The sequence below is a fragment of the Pseudomonas sp. AU11447 genome, from assembly GCF_001672555.2.
GTDB classification, from domain to species: Bacteria; Pseudomonadota; Gammaproteobacteria; order Pseudomonadales; family Pseudomonadaceae; genus Pseudomonas; species Pseudomonas nitroreducens.
This window is the reverse complement of sequence record NZ_LZDG02000082.1, coordinates 1-19,255: the sequence shown is the minus strand read 5'-3', so window position 1 is coordinate 19,255 and position 19,255 is coordinate 1. Positions and strand designations below refer to the sequence as shown.

The 19,255-nt window shown below is 66.2% G+C and carries 20 protein-coding genes; 12 read left to right on the top strand and 8 right to left on the bottom strand.

What is annotated here, in order from left to right:
- Positions 1-150 precede the first annotated feature (150 nt).
- The 6 genes from A6723_RS27350 (at position 151) to A6723_RS27325 (ending at position 7,362) form a co-directional block, all read left to right on the top strand.
- Positions 151-1,179 carry an ABC transporter ATP-binding protein gene (locus A6723_RS27350; protein ID WP_038803388.1) on the top strand — a complete coding sequence of 343 codons (1,029 nt, stop codon included), beginning with the start codon at positions 151-153 and terminating at the stop codon, positions 1,177-1,179.
- A 1-nt stretch (position 1,180) separates the two neighbouring features.
- Positions 1,181-2,131: an ABC transporter permease gene (locus A6723_RS27345; RefSeq protein ID WP_054908254.1), complete on the top strand. Its 951-nt coding sequence runs from the start codon at positions 1,181-1,183 to the stop codon at positions 2,129-2,131.
- Positions 2,121-2,942, top strand: coding sequence for an ABC transporter permease (locus A6723_RS27340; RefSeq protein WP_054908253.1), 822 nt, complete (start codon positions 2,121-2,123; stop codon positions 2,940-2,942). The genes A6723_RS27345 and A6723_RS27340 overlap by 11 nt, the downstream gene beginning before the upstream one ends.
- Before the next feature lie 270 nt (positions 2,943-3,212).
- A complete protein-coding gene (locus tag A6723_RS27335; protein WP_054908252.1) occupies positions 3,213-4,637 on the top strand; it encodes a gamma-aminobutyraldehyde dehydrogenase in 1,425 nt (474 codons plus the stop codon).
- 286 nt (positions 4,638-4,923) lie between these two features.
- Positions 4,924-6,786, top strand: a complete 1,863-nt coding sequence (locus tag A6723_RS27330) for an FAD/NAD(P)-binding protein (protein WP_054908251.1) — start codon at positions 4,924-4,926, stop codon at positions 6,784-6,786.
- A gap of 87 nt (positions 6,787-6,873) precedes the next feature.
- The gene (locus A6723_RS27325; protein WP_054908250.1) at positions 6,874-7,362 is read left to right on the top strand and encodes an ester cyclase; all 489 of its coding nucleotides are present in this window, start codon (positions 6,874-6,876) and stop codon (positions 7,360-7,362) included.
- Between the two features lie 165 nt (positions 7,363-7,527).
- On the opposite strand, the gene A6723_RS27320 is transcribed toward A6723_RS27325, so the two are convergent.
- On the bottom strand, positions 7,528-7,857 hold the full coding sequence (locus tag A6723_RS27320; RefSeq protein WP_054908249.1) for a hypothetical protein: 330 nt from the start codon (positions 7,855-7,857) through the stop codon (positions 7,528-7,530).
- A gap of 344 nt (positions 7,858-8,201) precedes the next feature.
- Between A6723_RS27320 and A6723_RS27315 the strand changes: the two genes are divergently transcribed.
- The 3 genes from A6723_RS27315 to A6723_RS27305 are packed head-to-tail and all read left to right on the top strand — an operon-like array spanning position 8,202 to position 10,512.
- Positions 8,202-9,239 carry a PEGA domain-containing protein gene (locus A6723_RS27315; protein ID WP_139093076.1) on the top strand — a complete coding sequence of 346 codons (1,038 nt, stop codon included), beginning with the start codon at positions 8,202-8,204 and terminating at the stop codon, positions 9,237-9,239.
- A 38-nt stretch (positions 9,240-9,277) separates the two neighbouring features.
- Positions 9,278-9,679, top strand: coding sequence for a TssQ family T6SS-associated lipoprotein (locus tag A6723_RS27310; RefSeq protein ID WP_054908247.1), 402 nt, complete (start codon positions 9,278-9,280; stop codon positions 9,677-9,679).
- 26 nt (positions 9,680-9,705) lie between these two features.
- Complete coding sequence (locus tag A6723_RS27305; protein WP_054908246.1) at positions 9,706-10,512, top strand: hypothetical protein; 807 nt, start codon at positions 9,706-9,708, stop codon at positions 10,510-10,512.
- 92 nt (positions 10,513-10,604) lie between these two features.
- Here the strand turns inward: A6723_RS27305 and A6723_RS27300 are convergent, their stop codons facing one another.
- The 3 genes from A6723_RS27300 to A6723_RS27290 all read right to left on the bottom strand — a co-directional run bounded on the left by A6723_RS27300 (position 10,605) and on the right by A6723_RS27290 (position 12,915).
- A complete protein-coding gene (locus A6723_RS27300; protein ID WP_054908245.1) occupies positions 10,605-11,711 on the bottom strand; it encodes an NADH:flavin oxidoreductase/NADH oxidase in 1,107 nt (368 codons plus the stop codon).
- A 266-nt stretch (positions 11,712-11,977) separates the two neighbouring features.
- On the bottom strand, positions 11,978-12,298 hold the full coding sequence (locus A6723_RS27295) for a transcriptional repressor (protein ID WP_233298217.1): 321 nt from the start codon (positions 12,296-12,298) through the stop codon (positions 11,978-11,980).
- Positions 12,295-12,915, bottom strand: a complete 621-nt coding sequence (locus A6723_RS27290) for a hypothetical protein (RefSeq protein WP_054908244.1) — start codon at positions 12,913-12,915, stop codon at positions 12,295-12,297. The genes A6723_RS27295 and A6723_RS27290 overlap by 4 nt, the downstream gene beginning before the upstream one ends.
- Positions 12,916-13,202: 287 nt before the next feature.
- On the opposite strand from A6723_RS27290, the gene A6723_RS27285 reads away from it, so the two are divergent.
- From A6723_RS27285 to A6723_RS27275, 3 genes are read left to right on the top strand one after another with little or no spacing between them, the layout of a single operon-like run.
- Positions 13,203-14,387, top strand: a complete 1,185-nt coding sequence (locus A6723_RS27285) for a PepSY domain-containing protein (protein ID WP_054908243.1) — start codon at positions 13,203-13,205, stop codon at positions 14,385-14,387.
- Positions 14,384-14,908 (top strand): hypothetical protein, encoded by a 525-nt coding sequence (locus A6723_RS27280; protein ID WP_054908242.1) that lies wholly within the window; start codon positions 14,384-14,386, stop codon positions 14,906-14,908. Before A6723_RS27285 ends, A6723_RS27280 begins: the two co-directional genes overlap by 4 nt.
- Positions 14,905-15,228, top strand: coding sequence for a hypothetical protein (locus A6723_RS27275; RefSeq protein ID WP_054908241.1), 324 nt, complete (start codon positions 14,905-14,907; stop codon positions 15,226-15,228). The genes A6723_RS27280 and A6723_RS27275 overlap by 4 nt, the downstream gene beginning before the upstream one ends.
- Positions 15,229-15,275: 47 nt before the next feature.
- Here A6723_RS27275 and A6723_RS27270 read toward each other — a convergent pair whose 3' ends face one another.
- The 4 genes from A6723_RS27270 to A6723_RS31905 all read right to left on the bottom strand — a co-directional run.
- The gene (locus tag A6723_RS27270; protein WP_054908240.1) at positions 15,276-16,688 is read right to left on the bottom strand and encodes a cytosine permease; all 1,413 of its coding nucleotides are present in this window, start codon (positions 16,686-16,688) and stop codon (positions 15,276-15,278) included.
- A gap of 107 nt (positions 16,689-16,795) precedes the next feature.
- On the bottom strand, positions 16,796-17,941 hold the full coding sequence (locus A6723_RS27265) for an acyl-CoA dehydrogenase family protein (RefSeq protein WP_054908239.1): 1,146 nt from the start codon (positions 17,939-17,941) through the stop codon (positions 16,796-16,798).
- Positions 17,938-19,110 (bottom strand): CaiB/BaiF CoA-transferase family protein, encoded by a 1,173-nt coding sequence (locus A6723_RS27260; RefSeq protein WP_054908238.1) that lies wholly within the window; start codon positions 19,108-19,110, stop codon positions 17,938-17,940. Before A6723_RS27260 ends, A6723_RS27265 begins: the two co-directional genes overlap by 4 nt.
- Positions 19,111-19,120: 10 nt before the next feature.
- Positions 19,121-19,255 (bottom strand): hypothetical protein (locus tag A6723_RS31905; protein WP_139093075.1); only part of this gene is annotated, 135 nt, incomplete at its 5' end.

The following is a 19,255-nucleotide window of genomic DNA, read 5'->3' as shown; positions in this document are numbered from 1 at the left end:
CCGGCCGTGTGCCGTGGCTTCCCTCACCCCGGCCCTCTCCCAGAGGGAGAGGGAGTTCCCGCCCCGCCCAATTCGCATCGATTCACCCGTATCTCAGATTCACGGGCAGGACTCCCCTACGCCGGAATCCTGCCCCTTGGAGCGTGCACCATGACCACCCCCGCTGTTCAATTCACCCAGGTCTCCCGCCAGTTCGGCGAGGTGAAAGCCGTTGACCGGGTGTCCATCGACATCAAGGACGGCGAGTTCTTCTCCATGCTCGGCCCGTCGGGTTCGGGCAAGACCACCTGCCTGCGCCTGATCGCCGGCTTCGAGCAACCCAGCGCAGGCTCCATCCGCATTCATGGCGAGGAGGCCGCCGGCCTGCCGCCCTACCAGCGTGACGTCAACACGGTGTTCCAGGACTACGCGCTGTTCCCGCACATGAGCGTGCTGGAGAACGTCGCCTACGGCCTGAAGGTGAAAGGCATCGGCAAGGCCGAGCGTCTCAAGCGCGCCGAAGAAGCCCTTGGCATGGTCGCCCTGGGCGGCTATGGCGTGCGCAAGCCGGTACAGCTCTCCGGTGGCCAGCGCCAGCGCGTAGCCCTGGCCCGCGCCCTGGTGAATCGCCCGCGCGTGCTGCTGCTGGACGAACCGCTCGGCGCCCTCGACCTCAAGCTGCGCGAGCAGATGCAGAGCGAGCTGAAGAAGCTGCAGCGCCAGCTGGGCATCACCTTCATCTTCGTCACCCACGACCAGAGCGAAGCGCTGTCCATGTCCGACCGCGTGGCCGTGTTCAACAAGGGCCGCATCGAGCAGGTCGACACCCCGCGTAACCTCTACATGAAGCCAGCGACTCCGTTCGTGGCCGAGTTCGTCGGCACCTCTAACGTGCTGCGCGGCGACATCGCCCAGAGCCTGACCGGCAACGCCCAGCCCTTCTCCATCCGCCCGGAGCACATCACCTTCGCCAACGGCGAGCGCGCCACCTCGGACATCGAGATCAGCGGCCTGTTGCACGACATCCAGTACCAGGGCGCCGCGACCCGCTACGAGATCCGTCTCGACAACGGCCAGAACCTCTGCCTCAGCCAGGCCAACAGCCAGTGGGCCGACATCGACCTCGCCCACCAGCCGGGCCAGCGCGTGACCGCTCGCTGGGCGCGCGAGGCGATGGTGGTGCTGAACGAGGGCGCGTGAGATGGAACTGACGATGAATGCAGCGCTGCCCGCGGCCAGCAATGGCCCGCTGCGGCGCCTGTCCAACCTGCTCTACCGCAAGCCGACGCTGTACCTCTCGCTGCTGCTGATCCCGCCGCTGCTGTGGTTCGGCGCGATCTACCTCGGCTCGTTGCTGACACTGCTGTGGCAGGGTTTCTACACCTTCGACGACTTCACCATGACGGTGACGCCGGACCTGACCTGGGCCAACTTCGGCTCGCTGTTCAGCGGCTCCAACTTCGACATCATCCAGCGCACCGTGCTGATGGCCGTCGCGGTGTCCATCGCCAGTGGCGCGGTGGCCTTCCCCATCGCCTACTACATGGCGCGCTACACCACCGGCAAGACCAAGGCGTTCTTCTACATCGCAGTGATGATGCCGATGTGGGCCAGCTACATCGTCAAGGCCTACGCCTGGACCCTGCTGCTGGCCAAGGGCGGCGTGGCGATGTGGTTCGTCCAGCACCTGGGCCTTGAGCCGCTGCTGAACCTGCTGCTGGGTATTCCGGGCATCGGTGGCAACACCCTCTCCACCTCCAGCTTCGGGCGCTTCCTGGTGTTCGTGTACATCTGGCTGCCGTTCATGATCCTGCCGATCCAGGCCTCCCTGGAGCGCCTGCCTCCGTCGCTGCTGCAAGCCTCGGCGGACCTCGGCGCGCACCCGCGGCAGACCTTCTTCCAGGTGATCCTGCCGCTGTCGATCCCCGGCATCGCCGCCGGCTCGATTTTCACTTTCAGCCTGACCCTGGGCGACTTCATCGTGCCGCAACTGGTGGGCCCGCCCGGCTACTTCATCGGCAGCATGGTCTACGCCCAGCAGGGCGCGATCGGCAACATGCCGATGGCCGCCGCCTTCACCCTGGTGCCGATCGTGCTGATCGCCGTCTATCTCTCCATCGTCAAACGTTTAGGAGCCTTCGATGCACTCTGACTCTTCATCTCAGGGGCAGGCTTCCTGGGGGCTCAAAGCAGCTGCCTGGGGCGGGCTGGTGTTCCTGCACTTCCCGATCCTGATCATCTTCCTGTACGCCTTCAACACCGAGGACGCGGCCTTCAGCTTCCCGCCCAAGGGCTTCACACTGCACTGGTTCAGCGTCGCCTTCGCGCGCCAGGACGTGCTCGAAGCCATCGAGCTGTCGGTGAAGATCGCAAGCGTCGCCACGCTGATCGCCATGCTCCTGGGCACCCTGGCCGCGGCTGCGCTGTACCGCCGCGACTTCTTCGGCAAAGAAGGCATCTCGCTGATGCTGATCCTGCCGATCGCCCTGCCCGGCATCATCACCGGCATCGCGCTGCTGTCGGCGTTCAAGACCCTCGGCATCGAGCCGGGCTTCCTGACCATCGTCATCGGCCACGCGACCTTCTGTGTAGTGATCGTCTACAACAACGTCATCGCACGCTTCCGCCGCACCTCCCACAGCCTCATCGAAGCCTCCATGGACCTGGGCGCCGACGGCTGGCAGACCTTCCGCTACGTGATCCTGCCGAACCTCGGCTCGGCGCTGCTGGCCGGCGGCATGCTGGCGTTCGCGCTGTCCTTCGACGAGATCATCGTCACCACCTTCACCGCCGGCCACGAACGCACCCTGCCGATCTGGCTGCTCAACCAGCTGGGCCGCCCGCGCGACGTGCCGGTGACCAACGTGGTGGCGATGCTGGTGATGATCGTGACCATGCTGCCGATCCTCGGCGCCTACTACCTGACCAAGGGTGGCGAGGGCGTGGCGGGGAGCGGGAAGTAATTTGGGTGCCATGCGCCCTCTCCCCCGTCCTCTCCCTGAAGGGAGAGGGCGCCCGTCCGGTGCGCCTGGAGAACATCGCGCTCGCCGACGGACACGGACAGCCGCACGGCACGGATATCCCCTCTCCCTTCAGGGAGAGGGCTAGGGAGAGGGAAAGCCCCCGCTCCGATCAACAGAACCCCTCAGGCCCGCCGCCCACAAACCGGCTGGCCCCTAAGAAGAAACACCTAACCGAATTTGCACCACGTTCCTGACCAAGAGGACTCAACCATGCAAACCAACCTGCTGATCAACGGCCAACTGGTCGCTGGCGAAGGCGAGAAGCTCGCTGTTGTGAACCCGTCCCTGGGCACCACCCTGGTGGAAATCGCCGAGGCCACCCCGGCCCAGGTCGACGCCGCCGTACTGGCCGCCGACGCCGCCTTCGACAGCTGGTCGCAGACCGCGCCGAAAGACCGCGCGATGCTCCTGCTGCAACTGGCCGACGCCATCGACGCCAACGCCGAGGAACTGGCCCGTCTCGAATCCAACAACTGCGGCAAGCCGTACTCCGCCGCGCTGAACGACGAACTGCCGGCGGTAGCCGACGTGTTCCGCTTCTTCGCCGGCGCCTGCCGCGTGATGCAAGGCTCCGCCGCCGGTGAATACCTGCCGGGCCACACCTCGATGATCCGTCGCGACCCGGTGGGCGTGGTCGCCTCCATCGCGCCGTGGAACTACCCGCTGATGATGGTCGCGTGGAAACTCGGCCCGGCTTTGGCCGCCGGCAACACCGTGGTGCTCAAGCCCTCCGAGCAGACCCCGCTGACCGCCCTGCGCCTGGCGCAGCTGATGGCCGAGATCTTCCCCGCCGGCGTGGTCAACCTGGTGTTCGGCCGTGGCCCGACTGTTGGCGAGCCGCTGACCACCCACCCGAAAGTGCGCATGGTCTCGCTGACCGGCTCGGTCGCCACCGGCAGCCGCATCATCGCCGGCACCGCCGACACCGTGAAGCGCATGCACATGGAACTGGGCGGCAAGGCCCCGGTGATCATCTTCGACGACGCCGACATCGACGCCGCCGTGGAAGGCATTCGCACCTTCGGCTTCTACAACGCTGGCCAGGACTGCACCGCCGCCTGCCGCATCTACGCGCAGAAAGGCATCTACGCCAAGTTCGTGGAGAAGCTCGGCGCAGCGGTTGCCAGCATCCAGTACGGCGAGCAGGACGACCCGAACACCGAGCTGGGCCCGGTCATCACCGAGCAGCACCTGGAGCGCGTCATCGGCTTCGTCGAGCGCGCCAGGCAGGTACCGCACATCGAAGTGGTCACCGGCGGCAAACGCGCCGACCGCGCGGGCTTCTTCTTCGAACCGACCGTGCTCGCCGGCGCTCGTCAGGACGACGAAGTGGTCCGCCGCGAAATCTTCGGCCCGGTGGTCTCGGTCACCGAGTTCGACGACGAAGCGCAGGCGCTGGCCTGGGCAAACGACTCCGACTACGGCCTGGCCTCCTCGGTGTGGACCAGCGACATCGGCCGCGCCCATCGCCTGTCCGCGCGCCTGCAGTACGGCTGCACCTGGGTCAACACACACTTCATGCTGACCACCGAGATGCCCCACGGCGGCATGAAGCTGTCGGGCTACGGCAAGGACATGTCCATGTACGGCCTGGAGGACTACACAGCGATCCGCCACGTCATGATCAAACACTGATTGGGAGTAAGGCCTGCTGCGCGTCGGCGGAGCTGCGTTGGAAGGTGGTTCGAGCCCAGTCATTTACCCTCCTGGGCCCGAACCACCTTCCGCCTTGCTGCGCTCTAGCTCGCGAGGCCCAACAGCACAGTGTGAAAAGCAATCACCGGACCAAGGTTCGGTGATTCAAACGGCGCCCCGCTCGACCGGGACCGCCGCGCGGCCACGCATGCCGCAACCCCTTCCGGCATGGAAGGGTAAAACCATGACAGCCCTGCCCCGGGCCATCACCTTGCAAGGACTTCCCATGACCATCACCCGCCGCGACTTCCTCAACGGCGTTGCCCTCACCATCGGCGCGGGCCTCACCCCGCTCCAACTTCTCCAGGCCGCTCCGTCCGGCCGCTACTACCCGCCTGCCCTGACCGGCATGCGCGGCAGCCATCCCGGCGCGTTCGAGGTCGCGCACCAGATGGGCTGGGAGAAGAAGGTGTTCGACACCGATGGCCTGAAGATCGAGGAGCAGTACGACCTGGTGGTGGTCGGTGGCGGCATCAGCGGCCTGTCCGCGGCCTGGTTCTACCGGCAGAAGCACCCCAAGGCGCGCGTGCTGATCATCGAGAACCACGACGACTTCGGCGGCCACGCCAAGCGCAACGAATTCCAGGCCGGCGGCCGGATGATCCTCGGCTACGGCGGCAGCGAAGCCTTCCAGTCGCCCAAGCACCTGTACAGCGACACGGTCAACAACCTGCTCAAGCAGCTCAACGTCGACGTCGACCGCTTCGAAACCGCCTTCGACCGTGACTTCTACCCGAACCTGGGCCTGTCGCGCGGCGTGTTCTTCGACAAGGCCGGCTTCGGCGAGGCGAAGATGGTCAGCGGCGACCCGACGCCCATGGTGGCCGACGACATCGCCCCGGAAAAACTCAACGCCCGCAGCTGGCGCGCCTTCATCGGCGACTTCCCGCTGCCCGAGGCCGACCGCCAGGCGCTGATCGACCTGCACGAAGCACCAAAGGATTACCTCGCCGGCAAGACGCGCGAGGAGAAGGAAGCGCACCTGGCCAAGACCAGCTACCAGGACTTCCTGCGCAAGGACGTCGGCCTGAGCGAAGCCGCCACCCGCTACTTCCTCAGCCGCACCAACGACTTCTCCGCGCTGAGCATCGACGCCGTCTCTGCCGACTCGGCCTACTCCGTGGGCTTCCCCGGCTTCGGTGCGATGGACCTCTCGCCGATCAGCGAGGAAGCCAAGTCCGAGATGGAAGAGCCGTACATCTACCACTTCCCCGACGGCAACGCCTCGCTGGCGCGCCTGCTGGTGCGCGGCCTGATTCCAGGCGTGGCGCCGGGCAAGGACATGAACGACATCGTCCTGGCCACCTTCGACTACGCCAAGCTGGACCAACCGAGCAACGCCGTACGCCTGCGCCTGAACAGCACCGCGGTGAGCGTGAAGAACCGCGACGGCGGCGTGGACGTCGGCTACAGCCGCGCCGGCGCCCTGCACCGCGTGCGCGCCAGGCACTGCGTGCTGGCCTGCTACAACATGATCATCCCGTACATCCTGCGCGACCTCTCTGCCGAGCAGTCCCACGCCCTGGCGCAGAACGTGAAATTCCCGCTGGTGTACACCAAGGTGGTGATCCGCAACTGGCAGAGTTTCATGAAGCTGGGCGTGCACGAGATCTACGCGCCGAGCCAGCCGTATAGCCGCGTGAAGCTGGACTACCCGGTGGACATCGGCGGCTACAGCCACCCGCGCGACCCGAACCAGCCCATCGGCCTGCACATGGTCTACGTGCCCACCAGCCCCAACACCGGCATGGACGCGCGCACCCAGGCCCGCGTGGGCCGCGGCAAGCTCTACGGCATGAGCTTCGAATACATGGAAGGCATGATCCGCGACCAGTTGCAGGCCATGCTCGGCCCGGTCGGCTTCGACCACCAGAAGGACATCCAGGCGATCACCATCAACCGTTGGTCGCACGGCTATTCGTACTTCTCCAACAGCCTCTTCGATGATGAGGAAGAGAGCGAAAAACTGATGAACCTGGCCCGCACCAAGGTCGGCAACGTCACCATCGCCAACTCCGATGCCGCCTGGGACGCCTATGCCCATGCGGCTATCGACGAGGCCTGGCGCGCGGTGGGCGAACTGTCCTGATAGAAATGGCGCCACGCCCCGGTGTGGCGCCGCACTCAACGGCCATCCGGCCGAAACCCCGCGGGCACGCCCGCAACGGAGGCAAGCATGCGTCACCTCGTCAGAGCGTTCTACCTGCTGTCGCTGTTCACCTTTGCCGGTCTCGTACAGGCGGCCGGCTCTTCACAAGAGAATCCCAAACAGATCGTCGATGCCTACATGGCCGCGTGGAACGCCCACGACGCCGAGAAGGCCGCCGGCTACCTGGCCAAGGATGCGGAGTACTTCGACGTCACCGTCGGCACCCCGCAGAAGGGCCGGGAAGCCGCGCGTGACAACGTAATCAAGGTGTTCGTGGGGGCCGTTCCGGATCTTACGTGGAAGATGAACGGCAAGCCGATCGTCGACAAGGACGGCATCGCCTTCCAGTGGACCTTCAGCGGTACCAACACCGGCGCCTGGGACGCCCAGACACCGGCGACCAACAAACCGCTGTCGTTCGACGGCGTGAGCTACGTGAAGGTCAAGGGCGGCAAGATCGTCTACCAGGGCGACTATTACGACGCCCTCGGCCTGCACAAGCAGCTCGGCTGGTAAGGCTATTCGTGGGAGCGAACTCCGTCCGCGCAAGGGCCACCGCTGGGGGCCATCGCGGACGGAGTCCGCTCCTGCGTAAAGACGACCAGCGTCGCAGTACAGCCGCGACCGCGAATTCGCCGATGCGCTGCAGGTGCGACCTTGCCCGTGAACCTGGGCGTAAACCTACGCCCTGCCCGGCAACTCGGTGATATGGATTTCCGTCACCAGCGCCGGCTTCACCAGTGGCGTGCGCGACAGCAACGGACAGAAGCGCGAGAGGGCGCCGATCAACTCCCACTGGGTATCCAGTGACGTCGACAGCACATCCACATCCGCGAGCACTCGCTGACCCACACGCTGCAGGTGCGGATCGGGGCTATGCCCAAGCTCCACCGACAACTGGGTGATCAGGGTGCTGAGGTTCGACATGTTGCGGGTGGCGAGGGCAAGGATGTTCGCCAGCAGGGCGATTTCCGATTGCGGGATGGCGGCAGGCGTTGCAGAAGCGTCCATGCGTGCTCCAGTGATGCTCTGGTGGGTAGTGCGCAATCCTTGCGCGAGCGCCCAGAGAGTAGCATCAGATCGCCATCCTGCGACAGATATCACATTTCATTTCTTTTCCTGACCATTGAGTCACCGCTTTCCTTCAGCGCGCACTCCGCTTGCAAAGCGCGACCTGATGCTCATTTCCCCGTTCCAGGCCAAGAAACAGCCAGGTGCATTTGAGCCGCAAGCCCCCGCTTCCTATGATCCACGGCCATTTTCCAGCTTTGTATTTCTGCTCCTGCTGCATGGCGATCTGCTTGCGGTCTGACGGCAGCAAGCCTCACCTCGCGTCACCCTTGAAGATGTAGCCGATGGAACCGAACGCAAAAGCCCCCTGCCCGCCAGACACTCGGAACGACCCGAATGGCTCGCTTCCCGAAACGATCGCCGGCGAGGCAGCATTGAGGGCCTCGTATGCATTCGACGAAGCATTTCCGTCCAGGCCGGCGCGCCCCGCTCCCTCGGAGGCCTTGAGCTCCTGGGATGGCCCCGGTACCGCCTACACCCTGACGCCGCGCCCGGTGGCCACACCGCCTCCCCCAGCCCCCACAATCGTCCAGCCGGCGCCGCAGGAACCGCTCGAACCCGTACTGACGGCCGGGCCATACCGGCTGGCGCCCGCCCCCGGACCTTCCGCCAACTGGCCACTGATCGCCGGCGCCATCGCCGGCACGCTGGTCACCGTTCTGCTACTGGCGCTGTGGCAACCCTGGGCTGTCGACAACGAGCGCGATGTCCCGAGCGAATCCGCAGCGGGCGAGCTGTCGCAGTCGAAGCCTGCCCAGCAGGGTGTGGTGGAGCGCTCGCCTGCCCCGGCAGATCACCTCGAGACTGCCACCCCGGACTCCCTGGACGACGGATCCCTGGTCATTCCGCCATCCGAGCCGGTGCCGGAGGAACAGCCCGCTCCGCAGGCCAGCGCAGCCGCACCTGCCATACCGGCCACTCCCGTCGATCTGCTTCAGGCAGCAGCACCAGCTCTCCATGAAGCACCGGCTCCGGTGGTGAAGCGGCCCTCCCCCCCAGTGGCCGCAGCCGAGCAGAAACAGAAGCCTCATCCGCTGCGAACCCAGGCCATGACCGTTACCGGCAGCAAGCCCGCCAGCCCGACGCCACCTGACAGTGCGCCCGTCCCCGTCGCGACAGGCACCCTGAGCGTCGTCATCCAGCCCTGGGGCGAAGTCTGGATCGACGGCAGGAAGCGCGGCATCAGCCCGCCCCTGTTCAAGCTGCAACTGCCACCAGGCAATTACCGGATCGAACTGCGCAACCCCGACCTGCCGGGCTACAGCCAGAACGTACAGATATCCGCCGGACAGTCCGTGACGCTCCAGCACACCTTCCAGTGAGCGTCGGCAGCCCCCCTTTGACGTGTATGGATCCACCCATGAAGACTCTGCGTACCCTCTCGACGCCGCTGCTGATCGCCTGCCTGGCAGCGGTCTCCGCTTGCAGCAGCCACCGCGAGGCACCGCCAGCACCACCTGCCGACGATGCCCAGGTGCTCGCCGAGAACACCTTCGATGAAGGCCTGCGAGTATACGAGGCCGGGCATTACTACCTGGCCGAACAGCAGTTCCTCTCGCCAGCCATCTGGGGCGCCGATGCGCAGGTGCGACTGAAGGCCCTCAAGTACCTGGCGTTCAGTTATTGCGTGACCGACCGACCGATCCAGTGCCGCTTCGCCTTCGACCGCGCCCTGCAGATCGATCCGACCTTCCACCTGGGCACCAGCGAGGCCAGTCATCCTCTCTGGGGACCGGTGTTCGTCCAGGCGGCGCGCCGTTGAACATTTCTACTGATCGCGAGGCTCCCATGCCGCTCACTTACCGGCTACGCCGCTGCATGCTGATGTTGGCGCTTCTGACAGTGCAGCCGCTCGCCCAAGCCGAAACGCATGAAAGCCTGAACTCGGCAGTTGAGAGCCTCTGGAGCGTCGAACAGGTTTCCACCTCCGTACTGAGCTCCCATTTCACCGCGCAGGAGTCGAAAACCGGCACCGAATACCGCACCGAAGTGAAGAACTCGCCGTCCTACCTGGAAATCGCCGGGGAGGCCGCCGCGGTAACGACCGGCAAGAAGCGCTTCGACGCCGTCGCCACGCCCTGGGGCAATTTCCCCCGGCTGGACATGCGCAGTACCCGCCTGCTGGACATCAAGCTGCCGAAACGCCACTACCAGGTGCTGGCTGGCCCCGGTACCGGCCTATTCGGGGCTGGCGAGTGGCGACTCTATGGCTTTCTGCATGTCGTCGACGTCAGCACCGCCGCCCCCACCTACTACCCGCTGTATGCCGAGGCCTCGCTGGGGGAACACGTGCTGGGGCGCCTGCCCGGTTCTGCAGTGCTCAACTATGCGCGGCTGGTTCCCGCCGGCCGTGGCAAGGCCGGAGAAGCCGAGGCCTACGAAGTCACGCTGTATGCCCTGGAACACGACAGGCCCGAGCCCGTGCTCAGAAACGGCGTGCCACTGGCCTACTCGCTGAAACACGAAGGCGACACCTGGGTCATCGCCAGCGCAGACAGCACGCCGGTGACCACGGCACTCGACGAAGAGCACCGGTCCTTCACCACCCCGCTACGCCCTGCGCTGTTCCAGTTCAAGGAAGGCACCCGCCAATAAGCGGCAGCCACCGGTCTGGTGGCTGCCGCAGAACTTCCGGGGAATGGGACAGGCGCTAGCGCAACCTATGGCTCGCGTAAGCCAGCCCGGCCTCAGGCCTGCCCGAAGGCCTTGCGCTTGGGCGTACCGCGTTGTGCGGCGCGCAGGTATTGCGCCGGCCACGGCACCGGCTGCCCGCCCAGCTCATCGGCGGCGTGCAACGGCCAGTACGGATCGCGCAACAGCTCGCGGGCCAGCAGGATCAGGTCGGCCTGCCCGGTGCGCAGGATGTGCTCGGCCTGTACCGGCTCGGTGATCATGCCGACGGTGCCGCTGGCGACGCCGGCCTCCTTGCGCACCCGCTCGGCGAACTGCGTCTGGTAGCCCGGCCCCACGGGAATCTCGGCGTTGACCGCGGTGCCACCGGAAGACACATCGATCAGGTCCACCCCCAGGCCCTTCAGGCGTCGCGCCAACTCCACGGTTTCGTCGGGGTTCCAGCCGTCTTCCACCCAGTCGGTGGCGGACAGGCGGACGAACAGCGGCAATTCCTGTGGCCACACCGCGCGCACCGCCTCGGTGATTTCGAGGAGGAAGCGGATGCGATTCTCGAAGCAGGTGCCGTACTGGTCGCGGCGCTGGTTGGAGAGTGGCGAGAGGAACTGGTGCAGCAGATAGCCATGGGCCGCATGCACCTCGGCGATCTTGAAGCCGGCGGCCAAGGCGCGCTCGGCGCCGCGCACGAACTGGTGCTTGATGGTCGCCATCTGCTCTTCGCTCAGGGCGATGGGCGCGGTGTGCTGCGGGTCGAAGGCGATGGCCGAGGGCGCCACCGGTGTCCAGCCGCCTTCGCTGATCGGCACCGAGCCGTGCTTGCCCAGCCACGGCGCCCAGGTGCTCGCCTTGCGCCCGGCGTGGGCCAACTGCACGCCGGCCACCGCCCCCTGGGACTCGATGAAACGGGTGATGCGCCGCAACGGCTCGACCTGCTCGTCATTCCAGATGCCCAGGTCCTCGGCGCTGATCCGCCCTTCCGGGGCAACGGCCGTGGCCTCGACTATCACCAGGCCGGCGCCGCCGACAGCGCGGCTGCCCAGGTGTACCAGGTGCCAGTCGTTGGCCAGGCCATCCTGGGCGGAGTACTGGCACATGGGGGATACGGCGATACGGTTGGACAGGGTCAGCTGGCGCAGGGTCAGGGGCTCGAACAACTGGCTCATGGTGGCACTCCCTCGGGTCTTCAGAACTTGTCACTTCAACTGTAGACCGGGATCGCCTAAGGATAGGTCCCGACGATAGGTGGCCGCCGCCGACCACTGACGGTGCCTGGGGGGTTCAATGCGCACGGCCTGCTATTGCACTGGCTGATGTATGAACGAAGCTTTTCCGCGATATCTCGGCTCCGCCAGGACCGATGGCGACGCGCCGACCCGGCCTGCAGGCCGGATCGCGGAGATGACTCGCTCCTGCAGGGGAGCCACCGTCGTCAGTGCAACTCGCTCGACTTGCCCATGGCGGCTACCGCTCCGGGTGCCAGGCTGTAGCGCTTGTTCTCGTCCCGGTCGAGCAGGCCGGAGAGGTGCAGGCGGCGCAGCGTCTGGCTGACGCAGCTGAGGGAGATGGGCAGGCCGGGCTCCTCCAGGTAAGCGTGCAGCTCCACGGCAGTCGCCTTGCGGCAGGCCACCAGCGCATCGAGGATGTTCAACCGCGGCAGGCTGCTGCGCAGGCCGGCGTGCTCCAGCAGCTGCCGGGCGGGGCGCGGCAGGCGCGGGCGGACCGGGGTGCTGGCTTTGATAGCGACTCTCATGGGCGCACCTCGAAGGACAGGGTGGAAACGTGGATCACGCTGTCGTAGCGCTTGCCGTCGACGCTGGCGCCGCCGTTGACCTGAGCCGAGACCTCCAGCACGTAGCGCGCCGGGAACGGCGTGGCCAGGGTCACGGTGCCATCGGCTGCCGGCTTCAGGCTGCGGCTCCACTGCTCGGAGGTGTACACGTTGACCTGCGAGGCCGGCACCACGGTGCCCTTCCAGTGCAGGGCGAAGGTATTGCCGCCGGGCGTGGTGGGCACCAGCTCCAGATCATTCTGCGCCCGGGTCTCGGTGCGTCCCTCGCGGGCCTGATAAATGGTCAGGGTGCTGCCTTCGGCACGCTGGGCGGCGATGCGCAGGTCGCCCGGCGGCACGGCGCCGATATCGAAGGACTCGACGCCAGCCTTCATCGGCGCCGTCTTGCCCTCGCCCAGCACGACGTGGGCGTTCTGCAACTGGGTCACCGGCAGGTGCTCGCCGGGCTGCTGTTCGCTGAAATAGCTTTTCGCGCTCTGGCCTGCATTGCGTTCCAGCCACAGGTAGTCCGCGTTGGCCAATGGCGCACAGCTCAGCGCCACGGCCAGCAGCGTGAGCTGGCGAAGGTAGAAGGTCATGCGGTTCTCCTGTTGTCTGGCTGAAGTTCGCTTCCGTTGCGAATCGATCGCTTTCACATACAAGACGGATGAGCCGCAAAAAACACGCACAGAAAATGTGTAAAGAAATGGAAAAGACCGCGAAAACCGCACCGAAACATTTATTTGCAACTGCAGATGGCCGGTTTTTCGATCTCATCCGTCCTTACTCCTAGAACACCGCTGCGACTGGGTGTCTTCGCGCCTCGCCGGCCTTGTCCGGCGGGGGCCTTTTCCATTGCCTTTCCCTTGCGTGGCCGTGATTCCCCATGTCCAAGAAATCCCGCTCCAGGCTCTGGTTCCTGGTCCACAGCTGGCTGGCCCTGCCCATCTGGTTCTTCGTGTTCCTGGTGTGCATCACCGGCACCCTGGCCACGGTGAGCCAGGAGATCATCTGGCTGGCCGATCCGTCCGTGCGCGCCAATCCGCCAGACGATGACGCCCAACGCCTGGGCTACGACCAGGTACTCGCCGCCATGGCCCAGCAGCAACCGCAGGCCGCCGTGCGCATGATCAGCGCGCCCAGCGAAACGCATTTTGCGCTGCGGGTCAGCGTCACCTATCCCGACAGCGCTACCGCCATGCTCTACGTGAACCCCTATACCGGGGTCATCCAGGGCAAGATGCCGCTGTTCGACTTCCGCCAGTTCACCCGCGCGCTGCACGGCTGGTGGCTGGTGCCCTTCAACCACGGTTTCAGCTGGGGCTGGTACCTGGTCTCGCTGCTCGGCTTGCCGATGCTCGCCTCGCTGGTCACCGGCCTGGTGGTGTACAAGCGCTTCTGGCGCGGCTTCCTCAAGCCGACCCTGCGCCTGCGCCAGGGCGCGCGCATCTTCTGGGGCGACATGCACCGGCTGATGGGTATCTGGTCGATCTGGTTCATCGCGGTGATTTCCATCACCGGCACCTGGTTCCTGATCCAGGCGGTGCTCTTCGACAACAGCATTTCCATCTCCAGCGAAGGCGTGCCGACGATCATCCAGCGCGACAGCATCCCACTGAGCGCGGACGGCAAGGCGCCACCGCGCATCGGCCTGGACGCCGCTGTGCTGTCCGCGCAGCAACGGATTCCCGGCTTCGAGCCGACCTTCTTCCGCCTGCCCTCCAGCGCCTACGACCCGGTGACCATCTTCGGCAAGGCCTGGTACCCGCTGATGTCCGAAAGCGCCCAGGTGAACCCCTATGACGGCAGCATCGCCTCGACTCGCCTGCTGGGCGACCGCTCGGGCCTGGAGTTCGTCACCGAGTCCATGCGCCCGCTGCACACCGGCGATTTCGGTGGCGTGTGGGTCAAGCTGATCTGGTTCGTGTTCGGCCTGATCCTCAGCATGATGGTGCTCAGCGGCCTGATGATCTGGAGCAAGCGCACCCTGATCGCCACCGCCAAGGAACTGAAGAAGCAGAAAGCCCGCGAGCGCATCGCTGTCGCGGCCACCGCGGAGGCCAGCCAATGAGCGGCAACAGCAAGCTGCGCCGCCTGTGGCTGCGCTGGCGTTTCCACCTCAGCGCCCTGCTGGTGCTGATTCCCCTGGGCTTCATGCCGCAGTACTTCCACGAGGCGAAACTGGACCGTGGCCTGCGCGGCCTGGGCGAGCGCGAGATCGGCAATCTGCAGGTCGGCCCCTGGACCGCGCGCATGGCCGAATGGGAAGTCGGCGAGCCGGAAGACGAAGGCCGCGCCGGCTTCGTCAAGGCCTTTACCCTGGCCCTTTGCGACAGCTGCTCTGCACAGGTGAAGGCCGCCTACCTGCGTATCGGCGAACCGCGCAGCCTGCGGGCCGCCGGCGGGCTGTTCGCCGGTACGCCGCACCAGCAGTTCGCGGAAGTCACGATCCCGGCTCGGGTCACCCCGGCCGACAAGTTGTGGCTGACCGTGGAAGGCTGGGATGGCGCCGTGCACCAGGCGCAGATCCCTCTCGCCCAGGCCTCGCCTTCGCTGGTGGCCTGGCTGGAAAAGACCCGGAGCAATCGATGAAAGCGATCCTCAAGTACAGCGCCCTGCTGCTCGGCCTGGCCGCCAGCGCCAGCGCCCTGGCGCACGCACCCTTCTGCGAATGCACGGCCCTGGATGCCGAGACGATCCGCTGCGTCGGCGGCTTCACCGACGGCAGCGACGCCCCGGGCGTGACCCTGGACGTGATGAGCGCCGCCGACAACCGGGTGCTGGCCCCCGGCAGGCTGGGCGCGGATTCCAGCCTGACCTTCAAGCGCCCCGGCGAGGACTTCTACATCCTCTTCGATGTCGGGCCGGGCTATCAGGTGGAAGTCGAGCCGAGCGAGATCCGGGGGCTCTGAGCGCAATCGGTAGCGTCCCGGTCCGAGAAGCGAGGGCGCGCCGTCCCTCAGGCAGCGGAGGAGTCACCCTGCCCCGGCAGCACCAGCGCGGCCGGCACTGAGCGTTGACTCCTGGCGGCCAGCCAGTAGTAGGCCAAGGCCGGCAGCAGCAGGCCGATCAGCCAGGAAATATCCACGCCGCCCAGCGTCTCCACCAGGGGCCCGGTATAGAAGCCGCTGTCGATGAAGGGCATCTGTACCAGCACGCCGAAGCAGTAGACGCCGATGCCGGTCCAGTTCCAGCGGCCGTAGCGGCCGTCGGGATCGGACAGCGCGGGGATGTCATAGCGCTCGCGGGTAATGCAGTAGTAATCCACCAGGTTGATCGCGCTCCACGGCGTGAAGAACGCCAGCAGGAACAGCAGGAACGACTTGAACGCGGCCAGGAAGGAATGCTGCCCGGCCAGCGCCAGGCCAGTGGACAGGCCGACGATCACCAGCACGAACAGCAGACGCTGCAGGTGCGTGACCTTCAATTGGCCACGGAAGCCGCTGATGATGGTGGCAATGCACATGAAGCTGCCGTAGGCATTCAAGGTGGCGATGGTCACCTTGCCGAAGGCCACGCTGAAGAACAGTGCGGACGCCATCATGCCACTCGCCCCCAGCCCGACCACGTAAGCCACCGGCTGGCCGGAGAACTCCTTGCCGGCCAGCGCCGCGGCGAACACACCAAGGACCATGGACGTCTGCGAGCCGAGCACCGAGCCCAGGCCCACCGCGAAGAAGGTCTTCGGCGACGAGGTTTCGCTCGGCAGGTAGCGCGAGTAGTCCGCCACGTAGGGCCCGAAGGCGATCTGCCACGACGCCGCCAGGGAAACCGCGAGCAGGAAGGTGTTCCAGGCGAAGTGGCGGTTCTCCAGCAGCACGCCGATGTCGTTGACCGACAACAGGCGCACGAACAGGTAGGCAAAGGCGACAATGCCCAGCACGCTGGCGGCCTTGCCGAGCCAGTGGATCACCCGGTAGCCGCAGACTGTCACCGCGACGATGACCGCCGCGAACACCAGGATGCCGACGGTATCGCTGACATGGGCCAACTGGCCGATGGCCTGCCCCGCCAGCACCGTGCCGGTGGCGTTGAAACCGACGTACATCACGCAGACCAGCACCAGCGGGATCACCGCGCCGAACACGCCGAACTGCACACGGCTGGAGATCATCTGTGGCAGGCCGAGCTTCGGCCCCTGGGCGCCGTGCAACGCCATCACCACGCCGCCGAATATCTGCCCGATGAGCAGGCCGATCAGCGACCAGAACACGTCGCCGCCCAGCACCACCGCCAGCGCGCCGGTGACGATGGCGGTGATCTGCAGGTTGCAGCCGAACCACAGGGTGAACTGGCTGAACAGGCGGCCGTGCCGTTCAGCCTGGGGAATGTAATCGATGGAGCGGGTTTCGATCAGGGACTTACCAGCCATGAAGCTTTCTCCTCGCCGCCGGACGTTCGCCCAGCTGCGCTGTTGTTGTTATGCACAGCGTTTCCTGATTCGCCGGGGCGGCAGCGAAGGCCGCCCCGTACCTGCCGTCAATGGCGGGCGGCATCCAGCACGGCGCGGGAGATGATGATCTTCTGCACCTCGGAGGTTCCCTCGAAGATCCGCAGGATCCGCGCGTCGCGCACGAAGCGCTCCAGCGGCAAGTCGCGGATGTAGCCGTAGCCGCCGTGCAGTTGCAGCGCGGCGTCGGTGATGAAGCCGCAGGCCTCGGCGGCGAACAATTTGGCGGTCGCCGATTCGAGGCTGAAGCGTTCGCCGCTGTCACGCCGCGCGGCAGCCTGCTGGGTGAGCAGGCGCGCGGCCTGGAACTGCGCGTGCATATCGGCGATGCGCCACTGGGTGCCCTGGTAGGCTGACAGCGGCTTGGTGCCGATCTGCCGCTCATCCACCCACTTCAAGGCGTACTCCATGGCCGCGCGAGCGATGCCCAGCGACATGGCGGCGACTTCCACGCGGCCGCGATCCAGCACTTCCATGGCGGTGCGGAAGCCCTGGTTTTCCTCGCCCAGCAACGCATCCGCCGGCAGCCAGCAGTCCAGCGCCAGCTCGTAGATGGTGCTGCCGCGCAGGCCCATGGTCTTTTCCGGGTTGGCGAAGGTGACGCCGGCGGTGCCCTTGGGAATCAGGAAGGCGCTGATGCCACGGGCGCCAGCCTCCGGGTCGGTCTTGGCGTAGAGCACGATGAAGTCGGCTTCGCGGGCATTGGTGATGTAGTGCTTGCTGCCGCGAATCCGCCAGCCGCCGGTCTCGCGCACGGCACGGGTGCGCATGTCTGCCGGGTTGGAGCCGGCCGCCGGCTCGGTCAGGCCGAAGGCGCCGAGCAGCTCGCCGCTGGCGCAGCGCGGCAGCCATTCCTGGCGTTGCTCCTCGGTGCCGCCGATGAGGATCGAATCAGTGGCGAGGAAGTGTGCGGTCAACGCTGACGCAGTGGAGGCGCAGGCCGCCGACACCGCCTCGACCACCCGGCTCATGGCCAGGCTGCCGATGCCGAAGCCGCCATAGGTTTCCGGCAGGTTGATGCCCATGAAGCCCAGCTCGCCGAGGGCCTGCAGGCTTTCGGCACAAAAGGTTTCCTCTTCGTCATAGCGCTGGGCGTTGGCGGCCAGCACGTCGCGGCAGACCCGCTCGGCGGAGTCGACGATGGCCAGTTCGGTGGCGTCGATATCGAAGTTCATTGCACGGCTCCTGCTTTATTCGTGAGGCCGAACGCGGCGTTGGCTTCGCCCAATCGGGGAGCGCGCGTCGCGGCGTGGGGCTTGCACCCGTTGAAGTAGACCGGTTGCGGCACCAGTGGCGGCTGGTCGTCGGCCGGCTGCACCAGCAGTTGGCGCACCTGCGCCTGTTCGCTGCCGGTGGCCTCGGCGAGGTTCCACACCGGCGAGGCCGGCACGCCGGCATCCAGCAGCAGGTCGCAGGCCTGCTCGACGCTGCGCTGGCCGGTCCAGGCCTCGATCTCGGCGCGCAGTGCCTGCTCGTTGCGGGTGCGCGAGGGGTCGTCGGCGAAACGCGGATCGTCGGCCAGTTCGCCGCGGCCGATGCTTTCGCAGAAACGCCGGAACAGCTTGTCGCTGGCCACCGCGATCACCACCAGGCCGTCGGCGGCGCGGTAGGTGTCGAACGGCGTCGACACCGGGTGGCGGTTACCGACCAGCCCCGGCGCCCTGCCGTGGGCGAACAGGTTGGACAGGCCAGTCATCTGCAGGCTGACCAGCACGTCGAACATCGCCACGTCGATGTATTGCGCGCTGCTGCCCTGGTGCTCGCGGGCGAACAATGCGCTGCTGATCGCCCAGGCCGCATAGACGCCGGCGCACAGGTCGCCGAGTGCTTCGCCGCTGCGGGTCGGCCCGGTCTCGGGGAAGCCGCTGACGCTCATCAGCCCGGACATCGCCTGGGCGACGATGTCGTAGGCCGGGCGGCGCGACAGTGGGCCGTTCTGGCCGAAACCGGAAATGCTCGCGTAGATCAGCTTCGGGTTGTGCTGCCTGAGGCTGTCGAAATCGATGCCCAGGCGCTGGGTGACGCCGGGGCGGAAGTTTTCCACCACCACATCGGCGTCCGCCACCAGGTCATAGAAACGTTGCAGGTCTTCCGGCGCCTTGAAGTCCAGTTCGACGCTGCGCTTGCCGCGGTTGATCAAGCCGAAATAGACACTTTCACCGTCCTTGAACGGGCCGAGGTGGCGGCTGTCGTCACCGTGCCCGGGCACCTCGAACTTGATCACCTCGGCACCGAGATCGGCGAGCATCGCGGTACAGTGCGGCCCGGCCAGCACGCGGCTCAGGTCCAGTACGCGCACGCCATTCAGCGGCTGCGGCGTGGGCAGTTCAGTCACATTGCTCATGCTCGATTCCTCAGCCAGTGATCATCGGCAGGTTCAGGCCCTGCTCCCTGGCGCAATCAATCGCGATCTGGTAACCCGCATCGGCATGGCGCATCACGCCGGTGCCTGGGTCGTTGGTCAGTACGCGGGCGATTCGCTCGGCAGC